Here is a 21021-nt window from a genome sequence, read left to right as displayed (position 1 = left end):
GCCTCACACGCCTCCTCGAGCTCGCTAAACGACGCGTACTCCTCACGCAGGTTGGTGTCCTTGGGCACCAGGTCGGCCTTGCTGATCTTCACCGACGACTCGGTGCCGCCCTTGGACGCCGGATCCGCCGGCACACAGGTGTGGACCACGACCGAGTAGTGCTCGGCGAAGGTGACGAGCTGTCCGTTGCGGACCGGGATCCCGGCGATGTGCTCGGTCGTGACGGTCTTCTCGTTGTCGGTCAGCACGTAGGTCGGCACCCCACCCAACCGGCGGAAGGTCTGGTCCAGCGCGGCGAACACGGACGGCATGGTCTTATCGCGCAGCGCGATCACGACCCGGAACCGCGACCACGCCAGCCACGCCACGAACTCGCCGGCGTCAAGGTGGTCGGCGACTTCTATCGCAACTACGAGCAAGGCCTGCCGTCCGAGCTCGCGCTGCTCAACCTCTTCGACCCGACCAACGGCGTGCCGGTCGCGATCATCGACGCCTCCGACATCACCGACATGCGCACCGGCGCGGTCACCGCCATTGGCGCCAAGCATCTCGCGCGCAAGCACTCGAAGGTGCTCGGCCACATCGGCGCGCGCGGCACCTCGTACTGGAACGTGCGGCTGCTGCACTCGATCTTCGAGTTCGAAGAGATCCGCGTGCACTCGCGGCGGCCGCAGAGTCGCGAGGCGTTCGCGGCGCGGCTCGAGCGCGACCTCGGCGCGAAGATCACGATCACCGAGGACTGGGAGTCGTGCGTGCGCGGCGCCGACATCGTCGTCGAGGCGTCGCGACTGGAGAAGCCCGAGCCGAAGCTGAAGACCGCGTGGATCAAGAAGGGCGCCTGCGTGATCCCGTACGGCACGATGAGCGCGGTCGAGCTGTCGCTGACCGACATCATGGACAAGATCGTGATGGACGACTGGGGCCAGGCGAAGGCCGGGCCGCTCGGTGCGCTGCGCGCGCACGTCGATTCAGGCCGGCTCTCCGAGCGCAACCTGCACGCCGAGCTCGGGCAGATCGTCGCCGGACTCAAGCCGGGCCGCGAAAGCGACGACGAGACCAATCTGTTCTGGCACCGCGGCCTGTCGCTGTCGGACATCTCACTCGGTGCCGCGATGCTCGAGAAGGCGAAGCGCATGAAGCTAGGCCAGTCGCTGCGCTTCCGCTGATATCCGGAGCCGGATTCGTGCCGATCGTCAACGCCCGCATGTATTCGGTTACGCCGTCGTGCAAGGCCGACTGGAAGCGCGTGCTCGGCTGGGCGCTCGATCGCGCCGGGCTCGACTGGCCGCTGGTCGACCACGACGCGCCGGCGCCGCTGGCGGCGCTGTGGGCGCGCGACGACCTGGGCGCGGTGATGATGTGCGGGCTGCCGTTCGCGCAGCGCAGCCCGCGGCCGACGCTGGTCGCCGCGCCGAAGCCGTCGCCGGCGCGCTACGGCGGCGCGGCGGCGTACTGCACCGACATCGTCGTCGCCGCCGATGCGCCGTACCGCACGCTCGAAGACACCTTCGGCGGCGTCGTCGGCTACACGCTCGCCGATTCGATGTCGGGCGGCGTCGCGCTGCGTCGGCATCTGGCACGCTACCGCACGCCGCAGCGGCCGCGCCTGTATCGCGCGAGCGTCGGCAACCTGATCCATGCGCGCGGCGTCATCGAGGCGCTGGCCGCGCGCCGCATCGACGTCGGCCCGCTCGACGGCTACAGCCACGACCTGCTGCGCCGCAACGATCCGCGCTTCGCTGCGGAGGTGCGCACGGTTGCCGTCACCGAGCTGCGGCCGATACCGCCGGTGGTCGCCACCGCGCCGATCACGCCCGACGAGCTGGCGCGGCTGCGCGCGGCGCTGCTCGAAACGCGCCATGCGCAGGCGCTCAACGAGCCGATGCAGCGCCTGCTGCTCGACGGCTTCGTCGTCCCCGACCCGACCGACTACGACGTGCTCGCCGCGCTCGCGCGCGCGGACACGACCCCTTTCGAGGAGCTCTGATGAAGCGACTGTTGGCCATCGTTGCGCTTGCCGCGTTGCCGCTCGTGAGCGCGGCGCAGGCTTATCCGGCCAAGCCGATCCGCATCGTCGTGCCGTTTCCGCCGGGCGGGCCCACCGACGTGCTCGGGCGCGTCGTCGGCGACGGCATCGGCGAGGCGCTGCGCCAGACCGTGCTGGTCGAGAACAAGTCGGGCGCGGCGGGCAACATCGGCGTCGACCAGGTCGCGAAGGCCGCCGCCGACGGCTACACGCTCGGCGTGATTCCAGCCGGCAACGTGGCGGTCAACCCGACCCTGTTCGCGAACCTGCCGTACAAGCAGTCCGACCTCGCGCCGGTGACGATGCTGGCGACGGTGGAGAACGTGCTCGTCGTCAATGCCGAGGCGGTGCCGGCGCGCAACCTGAAAGAGCTGCTCGCGCTGGCGAAGCAGAAGCCGGCGGCGCTCAGCTACGCGTCGCCGGGCGCCGGCAGTCAGGCGCATCTCGCCGGCGAGCTGCTCGAGCTGAGCGCGGGCGTGCACATGCTGCACGTGCCCTATCGCGGCATCGCGCCGGCGGTCAACGACCTGGTCGGCGGTCAGGTGTCGATGATGTTCGCGCCGTTCCAGACCGCGCTGCCGCACATCAGGAGTGGCAAGCTGCGCGCGATCGGCGTCGCCAGCCTGAAGCGCTCGCACGTCATGCCCGAGCTGCCGACGATCGCCGAGCAGGGCGTGCCGAAGTTCGAGGCGGTGTCGTGGTATGCGCTGATGGCGCCGGCCGGCACGCCGGCCGACATCGTCGAGAAGCTGAGCGCCGAAGGCACGCGCGTGCTGGCGCGCCGCGACATCCGCGAGAAGCTCGCGGCGCAGGGCATGGAGGCCGCCGGAGGCAGCGCGCAGCAGCTCGCCTCGACAGTGCAGGCCGAAAGCCAGCGCTGGGCCGAGGTGATCCGCAAGCAGAACATCAAGCCGGAATGACCGGCGTTTGCGCAAACCTGCCACGCCCATGAAGATTCAACCCGGCGCACTCGCGCTCGAAACGCTGCAGGCGATCCACGCCGGCGGCGAGACGCTCGCGCTCGACGACACGGCGCGCGCGGCCATCCGCGCGAGTGCCGACGTGGTGCAGCGCGCGGCCGGCGGCGCCGAGCCGGTCTACGGCGTCAATACCGGCTTCGGCAAGCTCGCCAACCAGCGCATCGATGCGGCGCAACTCGACACCCTGCAGCGCAACCTGATCCGCTCGCATTCGGTCGGCGTCGGCACGCCGCTCGCCGGGCCGGTGGTGCGGCTGATGCTCGCGCTGAAGGCGGCGTCGCTCGCGCGCGGCCATTCGGGCGTGCGCGAGGAAGTGGTCGACACGCTGCTCGCCGTGCACAACGCAGGGCTGGTGCCGTACGTGCCGTCGCAAGGGTCGGTCGGCGCGTCGGGCGACCTCGCGCCGCTCGCGCACATGACGCTCGCGCTGATGGGCGAGGGGGAATACCTGGAAGGAGAAACACGCCGGCCAGCGGCCGGCGTGTTGAAGCAGGCTGGCATCGCACCGCTGACGCTGGCCGCGAAGGAAGGGCTCGCGCTGATCAACGGCACGCAGGTGTCGACGGCGCTCGCGCTGCACGCCTTGCTCACCTTCGAGCCCGTGCTCGAGGCCGCGCTCGTGGTCGGCGCGCTGACGGTCGATGCCGCGCGCGGCAGCGACGGGCCGTTCGATCCGCGCATCCATGCGCTGCGCGGCCAGCCCGGGCAGATCGACGTCGCGCAGTACTACCGCGCGCTGCTCGCCGGCAGCGCGATCCGCCGCTCGCACCTGACCGGCGACGACCGTGTGCAGGACCCGTATTCGCTGCGCTGCCAGCCGCAGGTGGTCGGCGCCTGCCTCGACCAGCTGCGCCACGCGGCGCTGGTGCTGGTGCGCGAGGCCAATGCGGTGACCGACAACCCGCTGGTGTTCGCCGACGACCGGGGCGAAACCATCCTTTCGGGCGGCAACTTCCACGCCGAGCCGGTCGCGCTCGCCTGCGACGCGATGGCCGTCTCGATCGCCGAGGTCGGCGCCATCGCCGAGCGCCGCATCGCGATGCTGATCGACGCCGGCGTGTCGCGGCTGCCGCCGTTCCTGACGGCCGACGCCGGCCTGAACAGCGGTTTCATGATCGCGCACGTGACCGCCGCGGCGCTGGCGAGCGAGAACAAGTCGCTGGCGCATCCGGCGAGCGTCGATTCACTGCCGACGTCGGCCAACCAGGAAGATCACGTGTCGATGGCAACGTTCGCGGCGCGCCGGCTGCAGCCGATGATCGCGAACACCGCGCACATCCTCGGCATCGAGCTGCTGGCGGCCGCCGAGGGCATCGACTTCCTGCGCCCGCTGCAGAGCTCGACGGCCCTCGAGCAGGCGCACGCGCTGGTGCGCGCACAGTGCCCGCGCGTCGCCGCCGACCGCTATCTCGCCCCCGACATCGAGCGCGCGACCGCGCTCGTCACCGGCGGCGCGCTGTCGCGCGTGTTCCGCACGCTGCCGGGGTTGCCCGCGTTGTGGACGCCGGCCTGACGCGACACGATCGAAATCTTTCACGCCCACCACCCATCAGGAGCTGCACATGCCCCTCGTCAAGACCGCCATCGTTGCCGCCGCGCTCGCGGTGTTCGCGCCGTTCGTTGCGGCGCAGGAAACCAAGGTCGCGATCGCGATCTCGGGCTGGACCGGCTTCGCGCCGCTGACGCTCGCCAAGGAAGCGGGCCTCTACAAGAAGCACGGCCTCGACGTCACGATCAGGAAGATCCCGCAGAAAGACCGCCACCTCGCGATCGCGTCCGGCGACATCCAGTGCGCGGCCACCACCGTCGAGACCTGGATCGTCTGGAACGCCAACGGCGTCGCGACGACGCAGATCTTCCAGCTCGACAAGAGCTACGGCGCCGACGGCATGGTGGTGAAGCCGAACGTCGCGAAGATCGCCGACCTGAAGGGCAAGACCGTCGCGGCCGATGCGCCGGGCACGGCCACGTACTTCACGCTGGCGTGGATGCTGAAGAAGAACGGCCTGTCGATGAAGGACGTGAAGGTCGTGAACCTGTCGCCGCAGGCGGCCGCCAACGCCTTCATCGCCGGCAACGCCGAGCTCGACGCGGGCATGACCTACGAGCCGTATCTGTCGGCGGTGCGCGCCAAGCCCGAGGCGGGCAAGATCATCGCGACCACGCTCGACTATCCGATGGTGATGGACACCTTCGGCTGCACGCCGAAGTTCCTGGCCGACAACCCGAAGGCCGCGAAGGCGCTGGCCGACGGCTACTTCGACGCGCTCGAGATGATCAAGTCCGATCCGAAGAAGAGCTTCGAGATCATGGGCGCCGACGTGAAGCAGAGCGCCGAGCAGTTCGAGGGCTCGCAGAAGCACCTGCGCTGGCAGGACCGCGCCGCCAACCGGAAGTTCTTCGCCGGCGAGCACGCGCAGTTCAGCAAGGAAGCGGCCGACCTGCTGCTCGAGGCCGGGATCATCAAGCAGGTGCCGGACCTGTCGAAGCTGGCCGACACGCGGTTCATCCAATGAAAGCCATGGCTGCCCAAACTCCCATCGATGCATTGACGCCCGCGCCGCGCGCGCCGGCCGCTGCGGCCGATGGGCCCGTGCGCCGTGCATCGTCGATGAAACCGCTGACGCCGGTCGGCCCCGCGACGCGCGTCGCGCTCGGCATCGCGTTCTTCGTGCTGTTCGTGGCGCTGTGGGCCGGCATCACGCTCGGCGGGCTGGTGCCGAAGACGTTTCTCGCCGACCCGCTGACGATGCTGGCCAGCGGCTGGACGCTGCTCGCCGAACACGGCTTCGCGAAGGACATCGGCATGACGGTGTGGCGCGTCGTCGGCGGTTTCGTGATCGCCGCGCTGATCGCGCTGCCGCTCGGCGTCGCGATGGGTGCGTACAAGCCGATCGAGGCGTTCTTCGAGCCGTTCGTCTCGTTCGCGCGCTACCTGCCGGCGTCGGCGTTCATCCCGCTGCTGATCCTGTGGGCCGGCATCGGCGAGGCGCAGAAGCTCGCGGTGATCTTCATCGGCTCGTTCTTCCAGCTCGTGCTGATGATCGCGGTCGCGGTCGGCAACACGCGGCGCGATCTGGTCGAGGCCGCCTACACGCTCGGCTCGAGCGACTCGAGCCTGATCCGCCGCGTGCTGATTCCGAACGCCGCGCCGGAGATCGCCGAGACCTTGCGCATGGTGCTCGGCTGGGCCTGGACCTACGTGATCGTCGCCGAGCTGATCGGCGCCTCGAGCGGCATCGGCCACATGATCACCGACAGCCAGGCGCTGCTCGCGACCGACCAGATCATCTTCGGGATCATCGTCATCGGCCTGATCGGGCTGGTCAGCGACTTCGCGTTCAAGTGGTTCAACCGGCGGTTGTTCCCTTGGGCACAGCTCGGAAGGTAATTGCGAACATGGCCACCATCCTCTCCATCAAAGGTGTCTCGCGCCGCTTCGCATCCAACGACGGCCGCGAAACCGTCGCGCTGCAGGCGACCGACCTCGACGTCGCCGAGAACGACTTCATCACGATCCTCGGGCCGTCGGGCTGCGGCAAGAGCACGCTGCTGCGCATCGTCGCCGGGCTCGATACGCAGACCAGCGGCGACGTGCTGCTCGACGGCCGGCGCATCGAGGGGCCCGGCGCCGATCGCGGCATGGTGTTCCAGAGCTACACGCTGTTCCCGTGGCTCACGGTGCGCGACAACGTGTGCTTCGGGTTGCGCGAGCGCGGCATGAGCCGCGCCGAGCAGCTCGAGGTCGCCAACCGCTTCATCGCGAAGGTCGGGCTGCGCGGCTTCGAGAACCACTTCCCGAAGCAGCTCTCGGGCGGCATGCAGCAGCGCACCGCGATCGCCCGCGCGCTCGCCAACGGCCCGCGCATGCTTCTGATGGACGAGCCGTTCGGCGCGCTCGACCACCAGACGCGCGAGCTGATGCAGGAGCTGCTGCTCGGCATCTGGGAAGCCGAGCGCAAGACCGTGCTGTTCGTGACGCACGACATCGACGAGGCGGTGTTCATGGGCTCGCGCGTCGTCGTCATGAGCGCGCGGCCCGGGCGCATCAAGCTCGACCGCGCGGTGCCGCTGCCGCACCCGCGGCACTATTCGGTGAAGACGACGCCGCAGTTCGCCGCGTTGAAGGCCGAGCTGACCGAGCAGGTCAGGGCGGAGGTGCTGGCAGCGCAGGAGGCTGCGCAGGAGGCGGTGGCCTGAATCGGCGCGTCGGCGTGTCGCGGCCCGGCCGGCGCGTACGATCGCGTCAGGAGGCAACGCCATGACCGATCTCAACACCCAGCACAACCGCGTCGTCTGGTTCGACGTGCCGGTCGCCGATCTCGACCGCGCGATCAAGTTCTACGGCGCGGTGCTCGCGATCAACGTGAGCAAGGAGTCGTTCGACGGCGTCTCGTTCGCGGTGCTCGAGCATGGCCCCGGCAACGGCGGCTGCCTCGTGCCGGGCGCCGGCGAGGTGTCGTCGACGCAGGGCATCCTCGTCTACTTCAACGTCGACAGGCGCATCCGCGACGCGGTCGCGAAGACCGAGTCGAACGGCGGCAGGGTGGTCCAGCCGATCCACGGGATCGGCCCGCACGGCTTCCGCGCCATCGTGCTCGACAGCGAAGGCAATCGCATCGTGCTGCATTCGCAGAGCGATGCCTGAGCCGCTGCGCTGACGCGGCGCCGCGACCACGCCGGGCAGCCGCCGAACGGCTGCCGGGGTTACGCCGACAGCAGACGTCAGCCCAGCGCCGCCAGCTTCTCCGCCAGCTCGTTCGGCATGTCGACCATCACGTCGTGGCCGCACGGGAACTTGACGACCTGCCAGCCGGGCTTGCCGTCGTACAGCTTCGCGAAGTAGCGGAACGGGCTCGGATCCCAGCCGTCGGCCAGGATGTAGACGCGCTGCTTCACCGCGCTGCCGCCTCCCGCGAGCAGCAGCGGCATCTCGTAGGTGGCGAGCGCCTGCGGCACGCAGCGCCGGTTCACCCAGTCGCGCTTGTCGGCAACGACGTTGAACGCTTCGGCCGGAATCGGCTGCATCAGGCCGCAGTGCTTGTCGAGCGCGGCCGCGTGGAAGCCGCCGATGAATTGCGCCGACACTTCAGGCGGTAGCGCCTTGGGCAGGAGAGCCATCAGCGAGTCGCCGTGCTCCGGCACGAAGGCGTCGAGGTAGACCAGCGACCTGATCTTCGGCGCGATGCGGTCCGCCACGCCGGTGATCACCATGCCGCCGTACGAATGGCCGACGAGGATGACGTCGTCGAGCTCTTCGGCCTCGATGCAGCCGAGCACGTCGCGGATGTGCGTTTCGAGCGTCACGTTCTCGCCCGAGAGATGCGCGCGCTGCCCGACGCCGGTGTGCGTCGGCGTCAGTACGCGGTGGCCGGCCTTGCGCAGCGCGGCGGCGGTGTCGCGATAGCACCAGCCGCCGTGCCAGGCGCCGTGCACGAGGACGAAGTTGGCCATGGTGCCTCCTAGTGTCGGTATGGTGCGGCCAGCGTAGCACTGCCCGGCCGCCGGTTCAATGGCCGCGCTGCAGCGCCGTGCGCAGGGCGTCGGTGGCGGCAAGCCGCCCGACCTCGAAGCCGTTCCAGTTGCGCAGCATGATGTCGCTGAGCCCACGCAGGAACGCCGCGTCGCCGGCGTCGAGCGCCAGCGCCGACTCGACGACGGCGGCCATCGCGGCCTCGGCCGCACGCGTCTGCCCGTCGTCGATCTTGATCGCGACGCCGAGCCCGCGCTCGGGCAGGGCGGCGCAGTAGACGGCTTCGGCGCCGACCTTGCAGAACACGCGTTCGCCGAAGTGCTCGATCACCCGCGTGTCGAACCGGCCGCTGCCGCCGACCATGAATGGCGCCGCGGCCATCGCGTCGCGCAGCCGCCGCGCCGCGCGCGCGTGGCTTTCAGGCAGGCCGACGCCGCTGCCGAAGCGTGCGAAGCCGAGCGCCAGCGCGCGCAGCGGAATGCCATAGGTCGGAATCGAGCAGCCGTCGATGGCGCGCGGCGCGGCATCGAGATCGCAGCCGGTGGCGGTGGCCAGCGCGGCGGTGATCTCGCGCATCACCGGATGCGCGGCGTCGACGTAGCCGCGCGTGAAATCGCGCAGGTCGCGCGCGCCGGCCATGCGGCACGCCACGCAGACGAAGCCGGCGTGCTTGCCGGAGCAGTTGTTGTGCAGCGGGCCGGGCCGCTCGCCGCGCGCCGCCAGCGCCTGCGCGCTCTGCAGATGCGACGGCCAGTGCACGCCGCATTCGAGGATCGTCGCGTCGGTGCCGGCCTTCGCGAGCATCGATGCCGCGGTGCTGACGTGCAGCGGCTCGCCGCCGTGCGACGCGCAGGCCAGCGCGAGCTCGTCGTCCGTCAGGCCGAGTGCGTCGGCCGCGCCCGATTCGACCAGCGGCAGCGCCTGCAGCGCCTTCACCGCCGAGCGCGGAAAGATCGGCCGGTCGATGTCGCCGAGCGACGCGACGACGGCGCCGTCGGCGTCGAGCACCGCGACGGCGCCGCGATGCTGCGACTCGAGATGGCCGCCGCGCGTCAGCTCGACCAGAACGGGATTCACGGGCGCCTCGCGTCGGGAACGGGACGCGTGCATTCTGCGCCCGCGTTGTGTCGAGTCGTTTCGCCGGCGCCGTCGGAGCCCCGCCGCACTCGGGGTAAACACTCTCGGACGACCACTTCCTGCCGACACCCGTGCGCGCTTAAATGCCCGCCGGAACCTTCAGCGTCGCCTGACGCAGACGCGGGTTTCCGAACGACCTCAAGGAGACAAAGTTATGACCCGAAGGCATCTCCCAGTCGTCGCCGCGATCGCGGCCGCGGCCGTCCTCGGCGTGACCTCCTCGGCCCGCGCCGCCGAAGTCGACCACAAGCGCCTGATCGCAGCGGACAAGAATCCTGCCGACTGGCTGACGTATCACGGCACCTACAAGTCCTGGCACTACAGCGGGCTCGACCAGATCAATTCGAAGAACATCAGGAACCTCAAGGTGGCGTGGAGCCACGTGACGCCGAAGTCGACCCGAGGCCTGCAGTCGTTCCCGCTGGTGGCCGACGGCATCCTGTACTACAGCGGCTCGCACAACCAGGTGTTCGCGCTCGACGGCGCGACCGGCAACCTGATCTGGGCCTACAAGCAGAAGCTCAACGAAGACCTGGTCTCGAAGCAGACGCACTCGCCGTACAACCGCGGCATCGCGCTCGGCGACGGCAGCATCTACATGGGCACGCTCGACGGCAAGCTGGTCGCGATCGACATGAAGACCGGCAAGCAGAAGTGGGAGACCAAGCTGGTCGATTCCGAGAAGCTGACCGTCGGCTTCACCGGCGCGCCGTTGTTCGTCAACGGCAAGGTGATCATCGGCTCGCAGGGCGGCGAGTGGCCGTATCGCGGCCCGATCTTCGGTGTCGATGCGGCGTCGGGCAAGCAGGTGTGGCGCTTCTTCACGGTCGGCGGCAACGACGACACCGAGACCGACCAGCGCAAGACCTGGGGCGGCGACTCGTGGAAGACCGGCGGCGGCGGCGGCTGGATGGCCGGCGGCTACGACGCGAAGACCAACACCGTCTACTGGGGCACGGCGAATCCCGCGCCGCTGTACGACTGGGGCGGCGCGGAGTGGAAGACCAAGGGCGCACGCCCGGGCGACAACCTGTACACGACCTCCGTGCTGGCGCTCGATCCCGACACCGGCAAGCTGAAGTCGTATCACCAGGAGCTGCCGCACGACGCGTGGGACTTCGACAGCGCGGTCGGCGAGTTCGTGCTGCTCGAGCGCGGCGGCAAGTCGTACGTCGTGCACCCGAACAAGGGCGGCTTCGTGTTCGTCTACGACCCGCAGCTCAAGGTGCAGAACGTCTGGCGCGGCGTCAAGAACATCAACTTCGTCAAGGACATCGATCCGAAGACCGGCGAGCTGCAGGGCCGGCGCGACATGGCCGAGGGCAAGCACACCGCGCTGTGCCCGTACATCGCGGGCGGCTACAGCTGGAACGCCGGCTCGTACAACCCGGTGACGGGGCTGTACTACAAGGTCGGCAACGAGTGGTGCATGGACCTCGAGGTAGTGAAGACCACGCCGATCCTCGAGCCGATGGCGCAGCTCAACATCGGCTCCAACTTCACCGTCAACAAGACCAACCCTGACGGCAGCAAGGCGCACGGGCACGTCAGTGCGCGCGACCCGATCACCGGCAAGCTGAAGTGGGAGGTGAAGTACGACGAGCCGCCGCTGGCGAGCCTGCTGTCGACCAAGGGCAACCTGGTGTTCGTGCCCGATGCGCGCGGCTACCTGCGCGCGCTCGACGCGAGCACCGGCAAGGAGCTGTGGAAGCACAACAACGGCCAGGGCCACAACGGCGGCATCATCAGCTACATGGCCAAGGGCAAGCAGTACATCGCCGTGGCCACCGGCTGGGGCGGCTTGGCGGGCGACGACTACAAGGTGCTCTACGGCGAGCCGTTCGCCAGCATGCCGACGGACCAGGGCGCGCTGGTGGTGTTCGGGCTGTAGAGCCGACACCGATCCGAAGCAACGGGGCAGGGCGCGGCTCCCTGCCTCTTCTCGGAGGGACCGGCCGCGGGCCGTAGGGTGCACCAATGAGCAACGCTGTGCGTAGTGCGCTCGGAATCTGTGCGCTGGCCGTATCGGCAGGTGCGGCCGGCCAGTACGGCCCGATGTCATCGCGCCAGGCGCCGGCCAGCGCACCGGCGCCCGTTGCCGCGTCGCAACCGGCATCGGCGCCCGGCGCCGCCGGCGATTTCGACGTGGAGAAGCTTTTCGCGAACACGTGCGGGTGGTGCCACAGCAGCGGTGGACGCAGCCCGGGCCGGGGGCCGCAGCTGATGGACACCAAGCTCAGCGATGCCGAGCTGATCCAGCGCATCAAGGTCGGCAAGCCCGGCGCGATGCCGGCCTTCGCCACGGCCTTCAACGACGATCAGATGAAGGCGATCGTGAAGTACATCCGCGACCTCAAACCTGAAGGGGCGTCGAAGTGAAAGCCCGCGCCGTGGGGATGATTCCTGCATTCGCTGTGTGCGCTATGGCTGCGGCACTGGCCGCGGCGCCCACTGCCGCGCGAACGCTGGCCGAAGTGCAGGCGCGCGGCGTGATCTCGATGTGCGCCCACCCCAACGCGCTGCCGCACGCGAGCGACAAGCCCGAGGCGCCGGGCTTCCAGGTGGAGATCGGGCGTGCGCTCGCCGCGGCGCTCGGCCTGCGGCTGCACGTGGACTGGATCATCCCGCGCATGCGCGCCGGTCTGGTCGATTGCGACATGCTGCTCGACACCATCGCCGACCCCGACGCGCAGCGCGGGCCGATCCGGCTCACGAAGCCGTACCAGAAGAGCGGCGTCGCGCTCGCTGTCGGCCGCGGCAACGACTCGGTGCAGCGCTTTCAGGACATCGCGGCCGGCCGCCGCGTCGGCGTGATGATCAACTCGGTGGCAAGCCGGCTGCTCAACCAGCGCGGCCTGTACACGGTGCCCTATGCCTTCGAAGGCGAGATGGTGGGCGACCTGGCCAAGGGCGAGATCGACGCCTGCGCCGTCTCGCCGGCCACCGTCGCGTACTACATTCGCGCGCACCCGGACGCCGGACTGCGCTATGTGCATGCGTACGACAGCGAGCCCGAGCTGCGCTGGAATCTTGCCGTCGGCCTGCGCCGCAGCGACGAAGGCCTGGTCGATGCGCTCAACAAGGCGCTGGAGAAGCTGAGCGAGGACGGCACGCTGCAGCGCATCTACGCGCAATACGGCGTCGAGTACCGCCGCCCGTAATGCGACGGCGTTGATTCGTGCCGGCACACGGCGGCCTCGATCGGGGCCGTTGCAGCGGGTTTGTCCGGTCTGGCGCCAACCTTGCGGGCGCGCATCCAATTCGCCATGCTCCGCTGCCCGGTCGCGCTCATTGCCGCCCCCTTGGCCCCGCGGGCCGTCCTCGCCACCTTGATCGTGCTCGTTGCGGCACATGCGTCGCAAGCGCAGCAGCGCTCGCTCGAGCCGGTGGTGGTGACGGGTAACCGCGTCGAGACGCAGGTGCTCGAAGCACCGTACGCCATCGGCGTGGTCGATGCCGACGAGCTGCGCGCCGGCGGCCTGATGGTGAACCTGTCCGAGACGCTGGTGCGCGTGCCGGGGCTCGTCATCAACAACCGCAGCAACTACGCGCAGGACCTGCAGATCTCGAGCCGCGGGTTCGGCGCGCGCGCCAGCTTCGGCGTGCGCGGCCTGCGCCTGTACACCGACGGTATCCCGGCGTCGACGCCCGACGGCGCGGGGCAGGTCACGCATTTCGACCTCGCTGGCGCCTCGCGCATCGAGGTACTGCGCGGCCCGTTCTCGGCGCTGTACGGCAACAGCTCCGGCGGCGTGATCGCGCTGTACAGCGCGCCGGCCACCGTGCCGCGCGTCGAGCTCGGCTTCGATGCCGGCTCGTTCGGGCAGCGGCAGGTGCGGGCGTCGGCCGGCGCGCCGATCGGCGGCCAGTGGGACGTGCAGGCCCAGCTCGCGCACTTCGAGACCGACGGTTTCCGTCCGCACAGCGGGGCCGAGCGCGACCTGCTGAACTTCCGCCTCGGCCACAACGGCACCAACGACACGGTGACGCTGAACTTCAACAGCCTCGACCAGCCGGCCGACGACCCGCTCGGCCTGACGCGAGAGCAGTTCGATGCCGATCCGCGCTCGACGGCGCCGCAGGCGACACAGTTCAACACGCGCAAGGTGGCGCGCCAGTCGCAGGCCGGCCTGAACTGGCGTCACCGCTACGGCGGCGTGCTGTCGGCCAGCGAGCTGACGCTGTACGCCGGCGACCGCTCGGTCGTGCAATGGCAGGCGATTCCGGTCGCGACGCAGGCGCCGCCGCGGCATCCCGGCGGCGTCATCGACTTCGACCGCACGTACTACGGCATCGACGCGCGGCTGGTCTGGCGCTTCGCCGCCGCGCAGCTCGTCACCGGCGTCAGCGTCGAGACCCACGCTGTCGAGAGATCGCGCGCGAGGCGCTTGCACGACTAGATCTGGCGATCGAGTCGTACCAGCGACGACTCGGATGTTTCGGGGAGCGTCACGGTATTGACGACTTTTCCATCACGCAACACCGTGGCTTGCGGTTCTGGTCCGATCAGTACGAGCTCAATATCCAAACGGCCGGCGTTGTGGAAGGCGGAGACGATGTCGTTGTCCGTGGCAGCGTCGAAGATGGCAACTTCTGTGCATTCCACATTCGTCACGGGCGACTAGTTGGCACTTTCGCTATTAATCGCGGACGCGATGTGCGGGTCGCGATGCGCATGATGGAGTCGGGCGTCGCAGTGGTGCCGGCGGAACTTGCGGATACATCTAATGATCTCCGTCGCGTCGTCGCACGGCAGACGTAGAGCGCTTCTTGCAAAGAGTGTTTCGGTTAGCGGAACCGATCGCGGGCGCTCAAGTAGGGCCCTGACCTAGTGTCACGTGCCATGAGCTCCTCGACGACCGACCACGGCCGCCCAGGAGAACTCGGCGCCTCGTCTCTGGTAGATCTGAAGTCGGCTCGCCAGCGACACGATCGTCCTGCTATCCCTGACCGAGTTGTCCGTTACGGCATCGTTCGCCGACTCAGGGTAGGAGTTCACAGCACGGAGCTGCAAGTAGAGAGCGCTCTTGGCGAGCGCGTATGGCTGCGTCTTGACAGCCTTCCCGACCCCGCTGCGGCGGATGTGATGCTCCGTTCCGGGCTCAGGCCGCTGTCCGTCATCCTTGAGGTCGGTGCGGGGGGAGACGTTGATTGCGCTGCCATCTGTACTTCGACCTCGGGGCCTGCCCGTCGCAAGGTACCGCTGGCCTCTGCGTTGTCGCTATGTGCTGACGGTCGCCACACTGTCGTGACTCAACCGGACCTTCCGGCGCCTCGATCGCACGGCACCGAAGATCAGGCCTGAGAAAACGCGGCTTGCCGTCCTCAGGCCGGTAGTTCCACTCAACGACACCACGCTCTTGTTATTCGATTACGACGGCCGCAGTCTAGTCAGCGTGTGTTCGGTTCTGCGTTGGCGATTGGGTGATGGCGCCTTGTTGGTTTGTGAATCGTTCTCGGCGTCGGCACTCGGGCGTCAGAGGCGGCACTACTCCGCCCCTCGGCGGACATCGAGCCACCCCGCAGGCAGGCGGGCTCTTAGCAGCGCGTGCGAATGCGCTCGTCGTGACGAAATGCGCCACGGACGAGCCTGTACGTCCGAGCAGCGTTCCAGCTCGGTGGGACGCGCCTCGATTTGGGTCATTTAACGCAAACCGTTCCCGCAAGGGGGCCTAGTGGCCTTCGTTGCCTGCCAGCTACGAAGGAGGACGAGATGAAGCCTGCGCAGTTCTCCTACTACGACCCACGTACCGTTGAGGAAGTCCTTCAGTTCCTCGACGAGAAACAGGACGACGTGGTGCTGCTCGCTGGCGGACAGAGCCTGGTGCCTATGCTCAACATGCGGCTGGCCCAGCCTGAATGTGTGGTGGACCTAGGCAGGGTCGCAGGTCTGTACCAAGTCGAGGACACGAACGACTCCATTGCACTTGGGTCGATGGTCACGCTCGCGGCTATCGAAAGAAACGCAGCTCGTGGGAAGGGACGCCCTGAGGGCCTCGGAGATCACTCCTCTCTGGCAGCTCATCGGAGTGGCCACGGTAGTCGTTGTCGCGGCGGTCCCGTGCTACCTCCTGTGCGTGCTATCCAAGGCGCTGGGCGTCTTGCGGGGGCGAAGCGACTGAGATTACGGGAACTGATCTTGCGACGTGGGGTGTCAACAACTACGAGGAAGAGAACCTCCTGGGTCGACAACACGGCTCCGCAAGGCGCTGGGACAGGCCACTCTCGGTGGCAGGTGGGCAGCGTGTTGGCTTCCTCGCTTGAGGTTCTAAGCACACGTGATTGTCCACGAACGCCGTTGCTTGGGCCGAGCGGGGCGTGCGGTTCGTGGACAATCGCTTGAGGGAATGCAGCTCGGTGGTGGCCTCGCGCGGCAACGGGCGCCGTGCTGGCCCGGCCGAGACCGATGCCGACAGGTGCGGTCATCGCCTGCTCCTGACTCCAAGAGTCACTGATTGACGCTCATCTGGCTAATTGGCGAGTCAGGTGGGACCACGTCTCCATGGCGACGCGGATGCTTTTACGATCGGAGATCCAGTGAGTGCTTTACCGCTCAACAGACCGACCCCTGCTACGCCGGCTGCGTTGCTAGTACCGCGTCAGGCAACCTTCGCCCTCTTGATGGTGGCGGCGCGTTTGACCACTTTGCGTAGCCGTGGGTCGGTGGCGTGGGTGTTTCGCCAGATGATGTAGCGGCGGATCATGCTGGCCTGCGCGCGGTGGCTGGGGTGGTCGGTGCCGTCGAGGGCGAAGTAGCGCAGGGCGGTGAACTGGGCCTCGATCCGATTCAGCCAGGAGCCGTAAAACGGAACGTAGGCGAGCTCGACGTTGTTCGCGTCGGCCCAGTCCCCGACCCGAGAGTCGGTCTTGGTGGACAGGTGCGGGCTGTAGTTGTCCAGCACGATCGCGATCCGCACCTCGGGCGGGTGCAGGGAGCGCAGGTAGCGGCAGAACGCGAGGAATTCGGTGCGTCCTTTGCGGGCCACGACGTGACCGTAGAGCCGGTCGGTGGACAGGTCGTAACCGGCCATTAGGTGGCGGACCCCGTGTGGGCGCTTGTAGGTGGCTCGCCGTCGCCGGCGACGCGGCCGGGCGTGATCGCCCGGGCCATCCGCGACCCGCGCCCACTGCCGACCCGGGTGGGGCTGCAGGTTCAGCGGTCCGAACTCGTCCATGCAGATCACCACGTCCGGGTCGCCTTCACCGGCAGGCCTCTTGCCGTCGGCGATCGCGTACAGCTCCAGCACCCGGTTCTTCTTGGCCTCGTAGTCCGGGTCAGTGCTGGTCTTCCAGGTCTTGACCGCCTGGAAAGGAGACGCCCTCATCACGCAGCAGCATCCGCAGCCCCTCGTGAGAGATGTCCTCGACCACCCCCTGCGCCACCAGGTAGTCGGCCAGCTTGGACAGGCTCCAGGTTGAGAACGGCAGCCCGTGATCGCCAGGCCGAGCCAGCGCGATCTGCTTGATCTGCTCGCGTTGGGCGGTGTCGAACTTCGGTGGCCGCCCGCCGGCGTACTTCGGCCCGAGTGAGTCGAACCCGTCGGCGTTGAAGTTGTGAATCACATCGCGCACCCGATCGGGACTGGTGAACGTCACCTCCGCGATCTGCGCGGTGTCCATGCCCTGAGCGGACAGCAGCACCATCTGCGCCCGCCGCCACGTCACAACCGACCCCGAACCGCGGCGCACGATCCGCAACAGCCGGTTGCCCTCGTCGTTGGTGATTTCCCGGACCCGAACTCTCTCGGCCATCGGTACTCCTGGGGGAAGACAGGACCCAACGGTTCGAGCCTGCGGCACTCACAGCCCCGATCAGCGGACCCCGCCCGGCGCGTCACCGGAAGGGCGAAGGTTCAAGGCCGCGGTACTAGACAGAACGTTGCGCAAGCCGCACACTGACGGAGTGCGGTACGCAGAGCGGGATGGCGCCGCCTCATCGGTTCTGGGTCGCTCCTTCGCGCTGCTCTCCTGCTTCGAGGGGCATGAGGGCGAAATACGACTGAGCGAACTTTCACGCCGCACCGGCATGCCGAAGGCGACAGCGCATCGGCTGCTCCAGTCGCTGATTCAGTTCGGAGCCGTAGAACGCGAAGGAAACGGATACCGGATCGGCATCCGACTCTATGAGCTCGGCCAACTTTCCCAACAGGCACAGACGCTACGCGCGACAGCCCTGCCCATGTTGACTCGGTTGCACAGCGCGACTCACGCGACCGTGCATTTGGCCGTGCTCGAGCAGACGGAAGTCGTGTACCTGGACAAGCTAATTGGTCCCATGGGTCCACGCATACCATCGCGCCTCGGAGGACGGATGCCGGCTTATTGCACGGCATTGGGGAAGGTGATGCTCGCCCATTCAGGGCCGGAGACTGTTCAAGCCGTCATTGACGGCGGAATGCAGCGACGGGCACCCCGCACTATCGTGCTGCCTTCGTCGCTAGTCCGCGAGTTTCCCGCAGTGCGCAAGACAGGAATTGCGTATGAATGGGAAGAGTCGGCAGTCGGCGTCGTGTGCGCTGCGGCCGCAGTTCTTGACTCAGCTGGTAAGCCACTCGCGGCCATCTCAGTTTCAGGGCTGGGGAACCAAATTGATCCGCATCACATAGGACCCACGGTCCGGTCCGCGGCGCTTTCACTCGCACGTTCACTTGCCGTCGAGGCCCCCACTGCCGGGATCAGCAACAGTTCGAATTGAGGTCGGCACTGGCTCACGTGAACTGACGAAGGTCAGAGCCAGTTCGCACAGCAAGCTGGTGCGTTGGCCGACTCGGCATTGCGCATGCGATGAAGCCCCATCTCATTTGACGCTACAACCGCTGCACGATCAATCTAGGGACGCGTCATGCATTTGACTCCCGAGGATACCGAGAAGCGGCTGCTCGCGGTGGTGGGGATGGTCGCGCGCGACGGCTTGAGCGCGGGGTGCGGCTCAATCACCCGGAGACTGTCGCGGTGCTGAGTTGCTGGGTGATCGAGCAGGCTCGGGATGGTCTTGGTCTGGGGAAACTGATGGAGACCGGCAGGCACGTGCTGACAGCTGCCCAGGTGCTGCTGGACGTGACGCTGCTGTTGCGCGACATCCAGGTAGAGGCAACGTTCGCGGACGGCCGAAAGCTGGTCACGATCCACGACCCCATCGCACACCAGCCGCACGAGGGGTCGGGTGCCTTGCGACTGTGGACGGGGTGCTCGAGATCAATGCTGACCGGTCGCCCGACGAGCGTGGGACTCTCGTAATCGTGAACACAGGTGACCGGCCTGTGCAGATCGGGTCGCACCTCCACCTTCCCGACGCCAACGTGGCTCTCGAGTTCGACCAAGGAGCGGCTGATGGATTCCGGTTCGACATCCCTCCCGGCACCTCCCGTCGATTCGATCCCGGCGCTTCGCGCGACATGCCGATCGTGGCGCTGCGCGGACGTCGTGTCGTCCCCGGAATCCAGGTCAAGGCGCGAGTCCATGGCTGAGCTGACCCGACCCGGCGCGAGCAGGCCCTATACGGGCCTACGGTGGGCGATCAGATTCGGCTCGGCGACGCGGACCTATGGATCCAGGTCGAGAGGGACCTCACTTTCGGCGGCGAAGAGGCGTTGTTCGGCGGCGACAAGTCCATCCGCGAGCCGATGGCCCAATCGACCGTGCCTCGCAGCGCTGGCGCGCCCGACACCGTGATCACCAACACCGGCAACAACCTGGTCGTGCGGTCCTCGAGCGGGAACGCAGCGCGTCGGCAACCACAGATCGCACGGCGCGGCATCACCAGGCTGCCAGACCAGCCGGTCGGCCTGATCGACCGATCGACGCTCAGGCCACAGCCGATTCACGTTTTCAGAGAACACCGGATCGACCCCGTCCAACCGACCGGCTCGGCCAGCACCGTCGCGGGCATGTCCGGCGTCTGCTCCAACAACGCCCTGCACCCGGCGCTCGACCACCGTGAACAATGTCGGCCCAGGCTTGCGCTCATCCGCGGGCGGCGCATCGGAGTTCACCGCCTTGATCACCGTGCCCCGCGAAACCTCAATCGCGCCGCGATCCGCGCCTTCTGCACCCCCTCAGCAGCCAGCATCCTGATCAGCGCCAAGTCCTCCAAGGTGCTCACTCTCCAATCGTTGAGTATCACTTTTCACCGCCGGAAGTGTTCCCCTTCGAGTGCCGCCGCCAGCTGGTCCGCTGAATGGAACTATTGTATTGCGACCCGCGCTGGATGCGGTCACAGTTGCCATCCACCTAAGGCTGTTGGGAAGGTTTCTCATGGGAACGACGAGCATCGAAGGTAACACCGAACTTCGACGTGAATTCACGTTGTGGTCGTCCTTCGCGATCTCCTTCGCTTTCGTCTCACCTATCGTGGCGCTCTACTCCATTTTTGGTCTAGCAATTTCTACGGCGGGTCCCTCCTTCTGGTGGGGCTTCATTATCGTCTTCGCGGGCCAGTTCCTGGTCGCACTTGTGTTCGCAATGCTCGTGTCAAGGTGGCCATACGAGGGGTCGATAACAGGTTGAGTAGAATGCACGAATGCACGAATCGACTATTAGCCTAGAGGAAGAGCAAGTAATGGATCAAGACCGTGATCTCGTGGAACAATTCATTGTAGACAAATGCTCGGCTCGAGCATTTCCGCTCGACAAGGGGCAGATTCTGAGAGTGACCGCTCACGAGGGCAAACAGGTGGCGGATCTGAAGTTTATCCGTCGCGAGAATATGAAAGAGCAATTCTCGTCCTCCTGGTCTGTGCTGCTAAATACGCTAGAAGGTGTGGGGACCAATCACGCCATTACTAAGCTCTGGTCGAAGCCACCATACGAGAACGTTATGCTCACGGTGGTCCGTGACGATTCCGCTAGGCACTTCCTGAATGGAAGTTGTTCGCGCCGCTGGGCAGAGTTGAGCGGAGGAATGGAGGTTGTCGTTATGGGGGACAAGACCTGCTGGGACCTCTTCGATGACGCGTTGAGGCCTTTCGGGCTCGGCGCCGAGGACACCGACAGCCAAGGAACCTTCAATGTTTTCATGTCCGTTTCGCACGACGATTCCGGTGGGTTGATATTTGAGTCACCGCGGTGCCGACGTGGTGATGCAATAGAGTTCAGAGCCGAGATGGATGTTCTCGTTGCAGCCGTGTCCTGCCCTGATATAAATGAGATCAATGATTTCTCCCCAAAGGCTATGAAATACGAAATCCTCGGCCTGTCGAACGAGGATTGACACCCGGCAATCGTCCCATTTGTTGTTTTCGGACTCGTATTCCTGGGAGTTGAATTGGATCGCCCTGGTCGAGGCGCCGCTGACCTCGTGTCTGGGGGCTAGGTTGCGCGAGGCTACGCGGCCGGTTTCCGGACTAAGCCGGAAGCGGCAGACTGGCGTTTCGCGTCGCCTGCGACAGCTCTGCGACTCTCGAAGC

Annotated in this window: 19 protein-coding genes and 4 pseudogenes; 19 read left to right on the top strand and 4 right to left on the bottom strand. The window is 67.2% G+C overall.

From position 1 onward, the window contains the following. The first annotated feature begins 158 nt into the window (after positions 1 to 158). The 8 genes from M0639_RS34465 (at position 159) to M0639_RS34430 (ending at position 7654) form a co-directional block, all read left to right on the top strand. Positions 159 to 1166: an ornithine cyclodeaminase family protein gene (locus tag M0639_RS34465; RefSeq protein ID WP_422125135.1), complete on the top strand. Its 1008-nt coding sequence runs from the start codon at positions 159 to 161 to the stop codon at positions 1164 to 1166. A 17-nt stretch (positions 1167 to 1183) separates the two neighbouring features. Next, complete coding sequence (locus M0639_RS34460; RefSeq protein WP_197486149.1) at positions 1184 to 1987, top strand: phosphate/phosphite/phosphonate ABC transporter substrate-binding protein; 804 nt, start codon at positions 1184 to 1186, stop codon at positions 1985 to 1987. Beyond that, complete coding sequence (locus M0639_RS34455) at positions 1987 to 2946, top strand: tripartite tricarboxylate transporter substrate binding protein (protein WP_064073800.1); 960 nt, start codon at positions 1987 to 1989, stop codon at positions 2944 to 2946. The genes M0639_RS34460 and M0639_RS34455 overlap by 1 nt, the downstream gene beginning before the upstream one ends. Before the next feature lie 28 nt (positions 2947 to 2974). Further along, on the top strand, positions 2975 to 4519 hold the full coding sequence (hutH, locus tag M0639_RS34450; protein WP_064073801.1) for a histidine ammonia-lyase: 1545 nt from the start codon (positions 2975 to 2977) through the stop codon (positions 4517 to 4519). A gap of 49 nt (positions 4520 to 4568) precedes the next feature. After that, on the top strand, positions 4569 to 5522 hold the full coding sequence (locus M0639_RS34445) for an ABC transporter substrate-binding protein (RefSeq protein ID WP_064073802.1): 954 nt from the start codon (positions 4569 to 4571) through the stop codon (positions 5520 to 5522). Then, entirely contained in the window at positions 5519 to 6397 is an 879-nt protein-coding gene (locus M0639_RS34440; protein WP_064073803.1) for an ABC transporter permease, read from the top strand. The genes M0639_RS34445 and M0639_RS34440 overlap by 4 nt, the downstream gene beginning before the upstream one ends. A gap of 8 nt (positions 6398 to 6405) precedes the next feature. Next, positions 6406 to 7206, top strand: a complete 801-nt coding sequence (locus M0639_RS34435) for an ABC transporter ATP-binding protein (protein ID WP_064073804.1) — start codon at positions 6406 to 6408, stop codon at positions 7204 to 7206. Positions 7207 to 7267: 61 nt separating this feature from the next. Further along, on the top strand, positions 7268 to 7654 hold the full coding sequence (locus M0639_RS34430) for a VOC family protein (protein ID WP_054802625.1): 387 nt from the start codon (positions 7268 to 7270) through the stop codon (positions 7652 to 7654). A gap of 77 nt (positions 7655 to 7731) precedes the next feature. Here the strand turns inward: M0639_RS34430 and M0639_RS34425 are convergent, their stop codons facing one another. Next, positions 7732 to 8460, bottom strand: a complete 729-nt coding sequence (locus tag M0639_RS34425) for an alpha/beta fold hydrolase (RefSeq protein ID WP_064073805.1) — start codon at positions 8458 to 8460, stop codon at positions 7732 to 7734. A 55-nt stretch (positions 8461 to 8515) separates the two neighbouring features. Further along, positions 8516 to 9556 carry an asparaginase gene (locus M0639_RS34420; RefSeq protein WP_156525009.1) on the bottom strand — a complete coding sequence of 347 codons (1041 nt, stop codon included), beginning with the start codon at positions 9554 to 9556 and terminating at the stop codon, positions 8516 to 8518. A gap of 214 nt (positions 9557 to 9770) precedes the next feature. Between M0639_RS34420 and M0639_RS34415 the strand changes: the two genes are divergently transcribed. The 4 genes from M0639_RS34415 (at position 9771) to M0639_RS34400 (ending at position 14016) form a co-directional block, all read left to right on the top strand. Beyond that, a complete protein-coding gene (locus M0639_RS34415; RefSeq protein WP_064073807.1) occupies positions 9771 to 11507 on the top strand; it encodes a pyrroloquinoline quinone-dependent dehydrogenase in 1737 nt (578 codons plus the stop codon). A gap of 86 nt (positions 11508 to 11593) precedes the next feature. Then, a complete protein-coding gene (locus M0639_RS34410) occupies positions 11594 to 11995 on the top strand; it encodes a c-type cytochrome (protein ID WP_197486150.1) in 402 nt (133 codons plus the stop codon). A 44-nt stretch (positions 11996 to 12039) separates the two neighbouring features. Continuing rightward, positions 12040 to 12777 (top strand): substrate-binding periplasmic protein, encoded by a 738-nt coding sequence (locus M0639_RS34405; RefSeq protein ID WP_197486151.1) that lies wholly within the window; start codon positions 12040 to 12042, stop codon positions 12775 to 12777. An 81-nt stretch (positions 12778 to 12858) separates the two neighbouring features. Then, positions 12859 to 14016, top strand: coding sequence for a TonB-dependent receptor (locus tag M0639_RS34400; RefSeq protein ID WP_197486152.1), 1158 nt, complete (start codon positions 12859 to 12861; stop codon positions 14014 to 14016). Here the strand turns inward: M0639_RS34400 and M0639_RS34395 are convergent. Then, positions 14013 to 14231, bottom strand: coding sequence for a hypothetical protein (locus M0639_RS34395; RefSeq protein ID WP_064233830.1), 219 nt, complete (start codon positions 14229 to 14231; stop codon positions 14013 to 14015). The genes M0639_RS34400 and M0639_RS34395 overlap by 4 nt on opposite strands. Here M0639_RS34395 and M0639_RS35345 point away from each other — a divergent pair. Then, positions 14157 to 14378, top strand: a complete 222-nt coding sequence (locus tag M0639_RS35345) for an oxidoreductase C-terminal domain-containing protein (RefSeq protein ID WP_353505274.1) — start codon at positions 14157 to 14159, stop codon at positions 14376 to 14378. The two genes, M0639_RS34395 and M0639_RS35345, sit on opposite strands and share 75 nt — an antisense overlap. Before the next feature lie 951 nt (positions 14379 to 15329). Continuing rightward, a complete protein-coding gene (locus M0639_RS35340; RefSeq protein WP_082893119.1) occupies positions 15330 to 15959 on the top strand; it encodes an FAD binding domain-containing protein in 630 nt (209 codons plus the stop codon). 256 nt (positions 15960 to 16215) lie between these two features. Here M0639_RS35340 and M0639_RS34390 read toward each other — a convergent pair. Then, positions 16216 to 17368: pseudogene (locus M0639_RS34390) on the bottom strand (IS630 family transposase). Between M0639_RS34390 and M0639_RS34385 the strand changes: the two are divergent. The 5 genes and pseudogenes from M0639_RS34385 to M0639_RS34360 all read left to right on the top strand — a co-directional run bounded on the left by M0639_RS34385 (position 17337) and on the right by M0639_RS34360 (position 20825). After that, positions 17337 to 18311 carry an IclR family transcriptional regulator gene (locus M0639_RS34385; protein WP_338150728.1) on the top strand — a complete coding sequence of 325 codons (975 nt, stop codon included), beginning with the start codon at positions 17337 to 17339 and terminating at the stop codon, positions 18309 to 18311. The pseudogene M0639_RS34390 and the gene M0639_RS34385 sit on opposite strands and share 32 nt — an antisense overlap. 147 nt (positions 18312 to 18458) lie before the next feature. Continuing rightward, positions 18459 to 18754 (top strand): annotated as a pseudogene (gene ureA / locus M0639_RS34380) (urease subunit gamma); the annotation flags it as partial. A gap of 47 nt (positions 18755 to 18801) precedes the next feature. Beyond that, a pseudogene (locus tag M0639_RS35335) lies at positions 18802 to 19296 on the top strand (urease subunit beta); the annotation flags it as partial. Between the two features lie 574 nt (positions 19297 to 19870). Continuing rightward, positions 19871 to 20113, top strand: a pseudogene (locus M0639_RS34365) (amino acid permease); the annotation flags it as partial. 22 nt (positions 20114 to 20135) lie between these two features. After that, the gene (locus M0639_RS34360) at positions 20136 to 20825 is read left to right on the top strand and encodes a DUF1989 domain-containing protein (protein WP_064073815.1); all 690 of its coding nucleotides are present in this window, start codon (positions 20136 to 20138) and stop codon (positions 20823 to 20825) included. The last annotated feature ends 196 nt before the right edge of the window (positions 20826 to 21021 follow it).

This window comes from Rhodococcus qingshengii JCM 15477 (assembly GCF_023221595.1).
GTDB classification, from domain to species: domain Bacteria; phylum Actinomycetota; class Actinomycetes; order Mycobacteriales; family Mycobacteriaceae; genus Rhodococcus_F; species Rhodococcus_F qingshengii.
This window is presented reverse-complemented; position numbering and strand designations above follow the sequence as displayed.

What these genes read in the sequence shown, in the direction of transcription:
- M0639_RS34445 (WP_064073802.1), top strand. Translation starts at nt 4,569, where the DNA reads ATGCCCCTCGTCAAGACCGCCATCGTTGCCGCCGCGCTCGCGGTGTTC.
- M0639_RS34360 (WP_064073815.1), top strand. Translation starts at nt 20,136, where the DNA reads ATGCACGAATCGACTATTAGCCTAGAGGAAGAGCAAGTAATGGATCAA.
- M0639_RS34415 (WP_064073807.1), top strand. Translation starts at nt 9,771, where the DNA reads ATGACCCGAAGGCATCTCCCAGTCGTCGCCGCGATCGCGGCCGCGGCC.
- M0639_RS34425 (WP_064073805.1), bottom strand. Translation starts at nt 8,460, where the DNA reads ATGGCCAACTTCGTCCTCGTGCACGGCGCCTGGCACGGCGGCTGGTGC.
- M0639_RS34455 (WP_064073800.1), top strand. Translation starts at nt 1,987, where the DNA reads ATGAAGCGACTGTTGGCCATCGTTGCGCTTGCCGCGTTGCCGCTCGTG.
- M0639_RS35340 (WP_082893119.1), top strand. Translation starts at nt 15,330, where the DNA reads ATGAAGCCTGCGCAGTTCTCCTACTACGACCCACGTACCGTTGAGGAA.
- hutH (WP_064073801.1), top strand. Translation starts at nt 2,975, where the DNA reads ATGAAGATTCAACCCGGCGCACTCGCGCTCGAAACGCTGCAGGCGATC.
- M0639_RS34435 (WP_064073804.1), top strand. Translation starts at nt 6,406, where the DNA reads ATGGCCACCATCCTCTCCATCAAAGGTGTCTCGCGCCGCTTCGCATCC.
- M0639_RS34430 (WP_054802625.1), top strand. Translation starts at nt 7,268, where the DNA reads ATGACCGATCTCAACACCCAGCACAACCGCGTCGTCTGGTTCGACGTG.
- M0639_RS34410 (WP_197486150.1), top strand. Translation starts at nt 11,594, where the DNA reads ATGAGCAACGCTGTGCGTAGTGCGCTCGGAATCTGTGCGCTGGCCGTA.
- M0639_RS34405 (WP_197486151.1), top strand. Translation starts at nt 12,040, where the DNA reads ATGGCTGCGGCACTGGCCGCGGCGCCCACTGCCGCGCGAACGCTGGCC.
- M0639_RS34440 (WP_064073803.1), top strand. Translation starts at nt 5,519, where the DNA reads ATGAAAGCCATGGCTGCCCAAACTCCCATCGATGCATTGACGCCCGCG.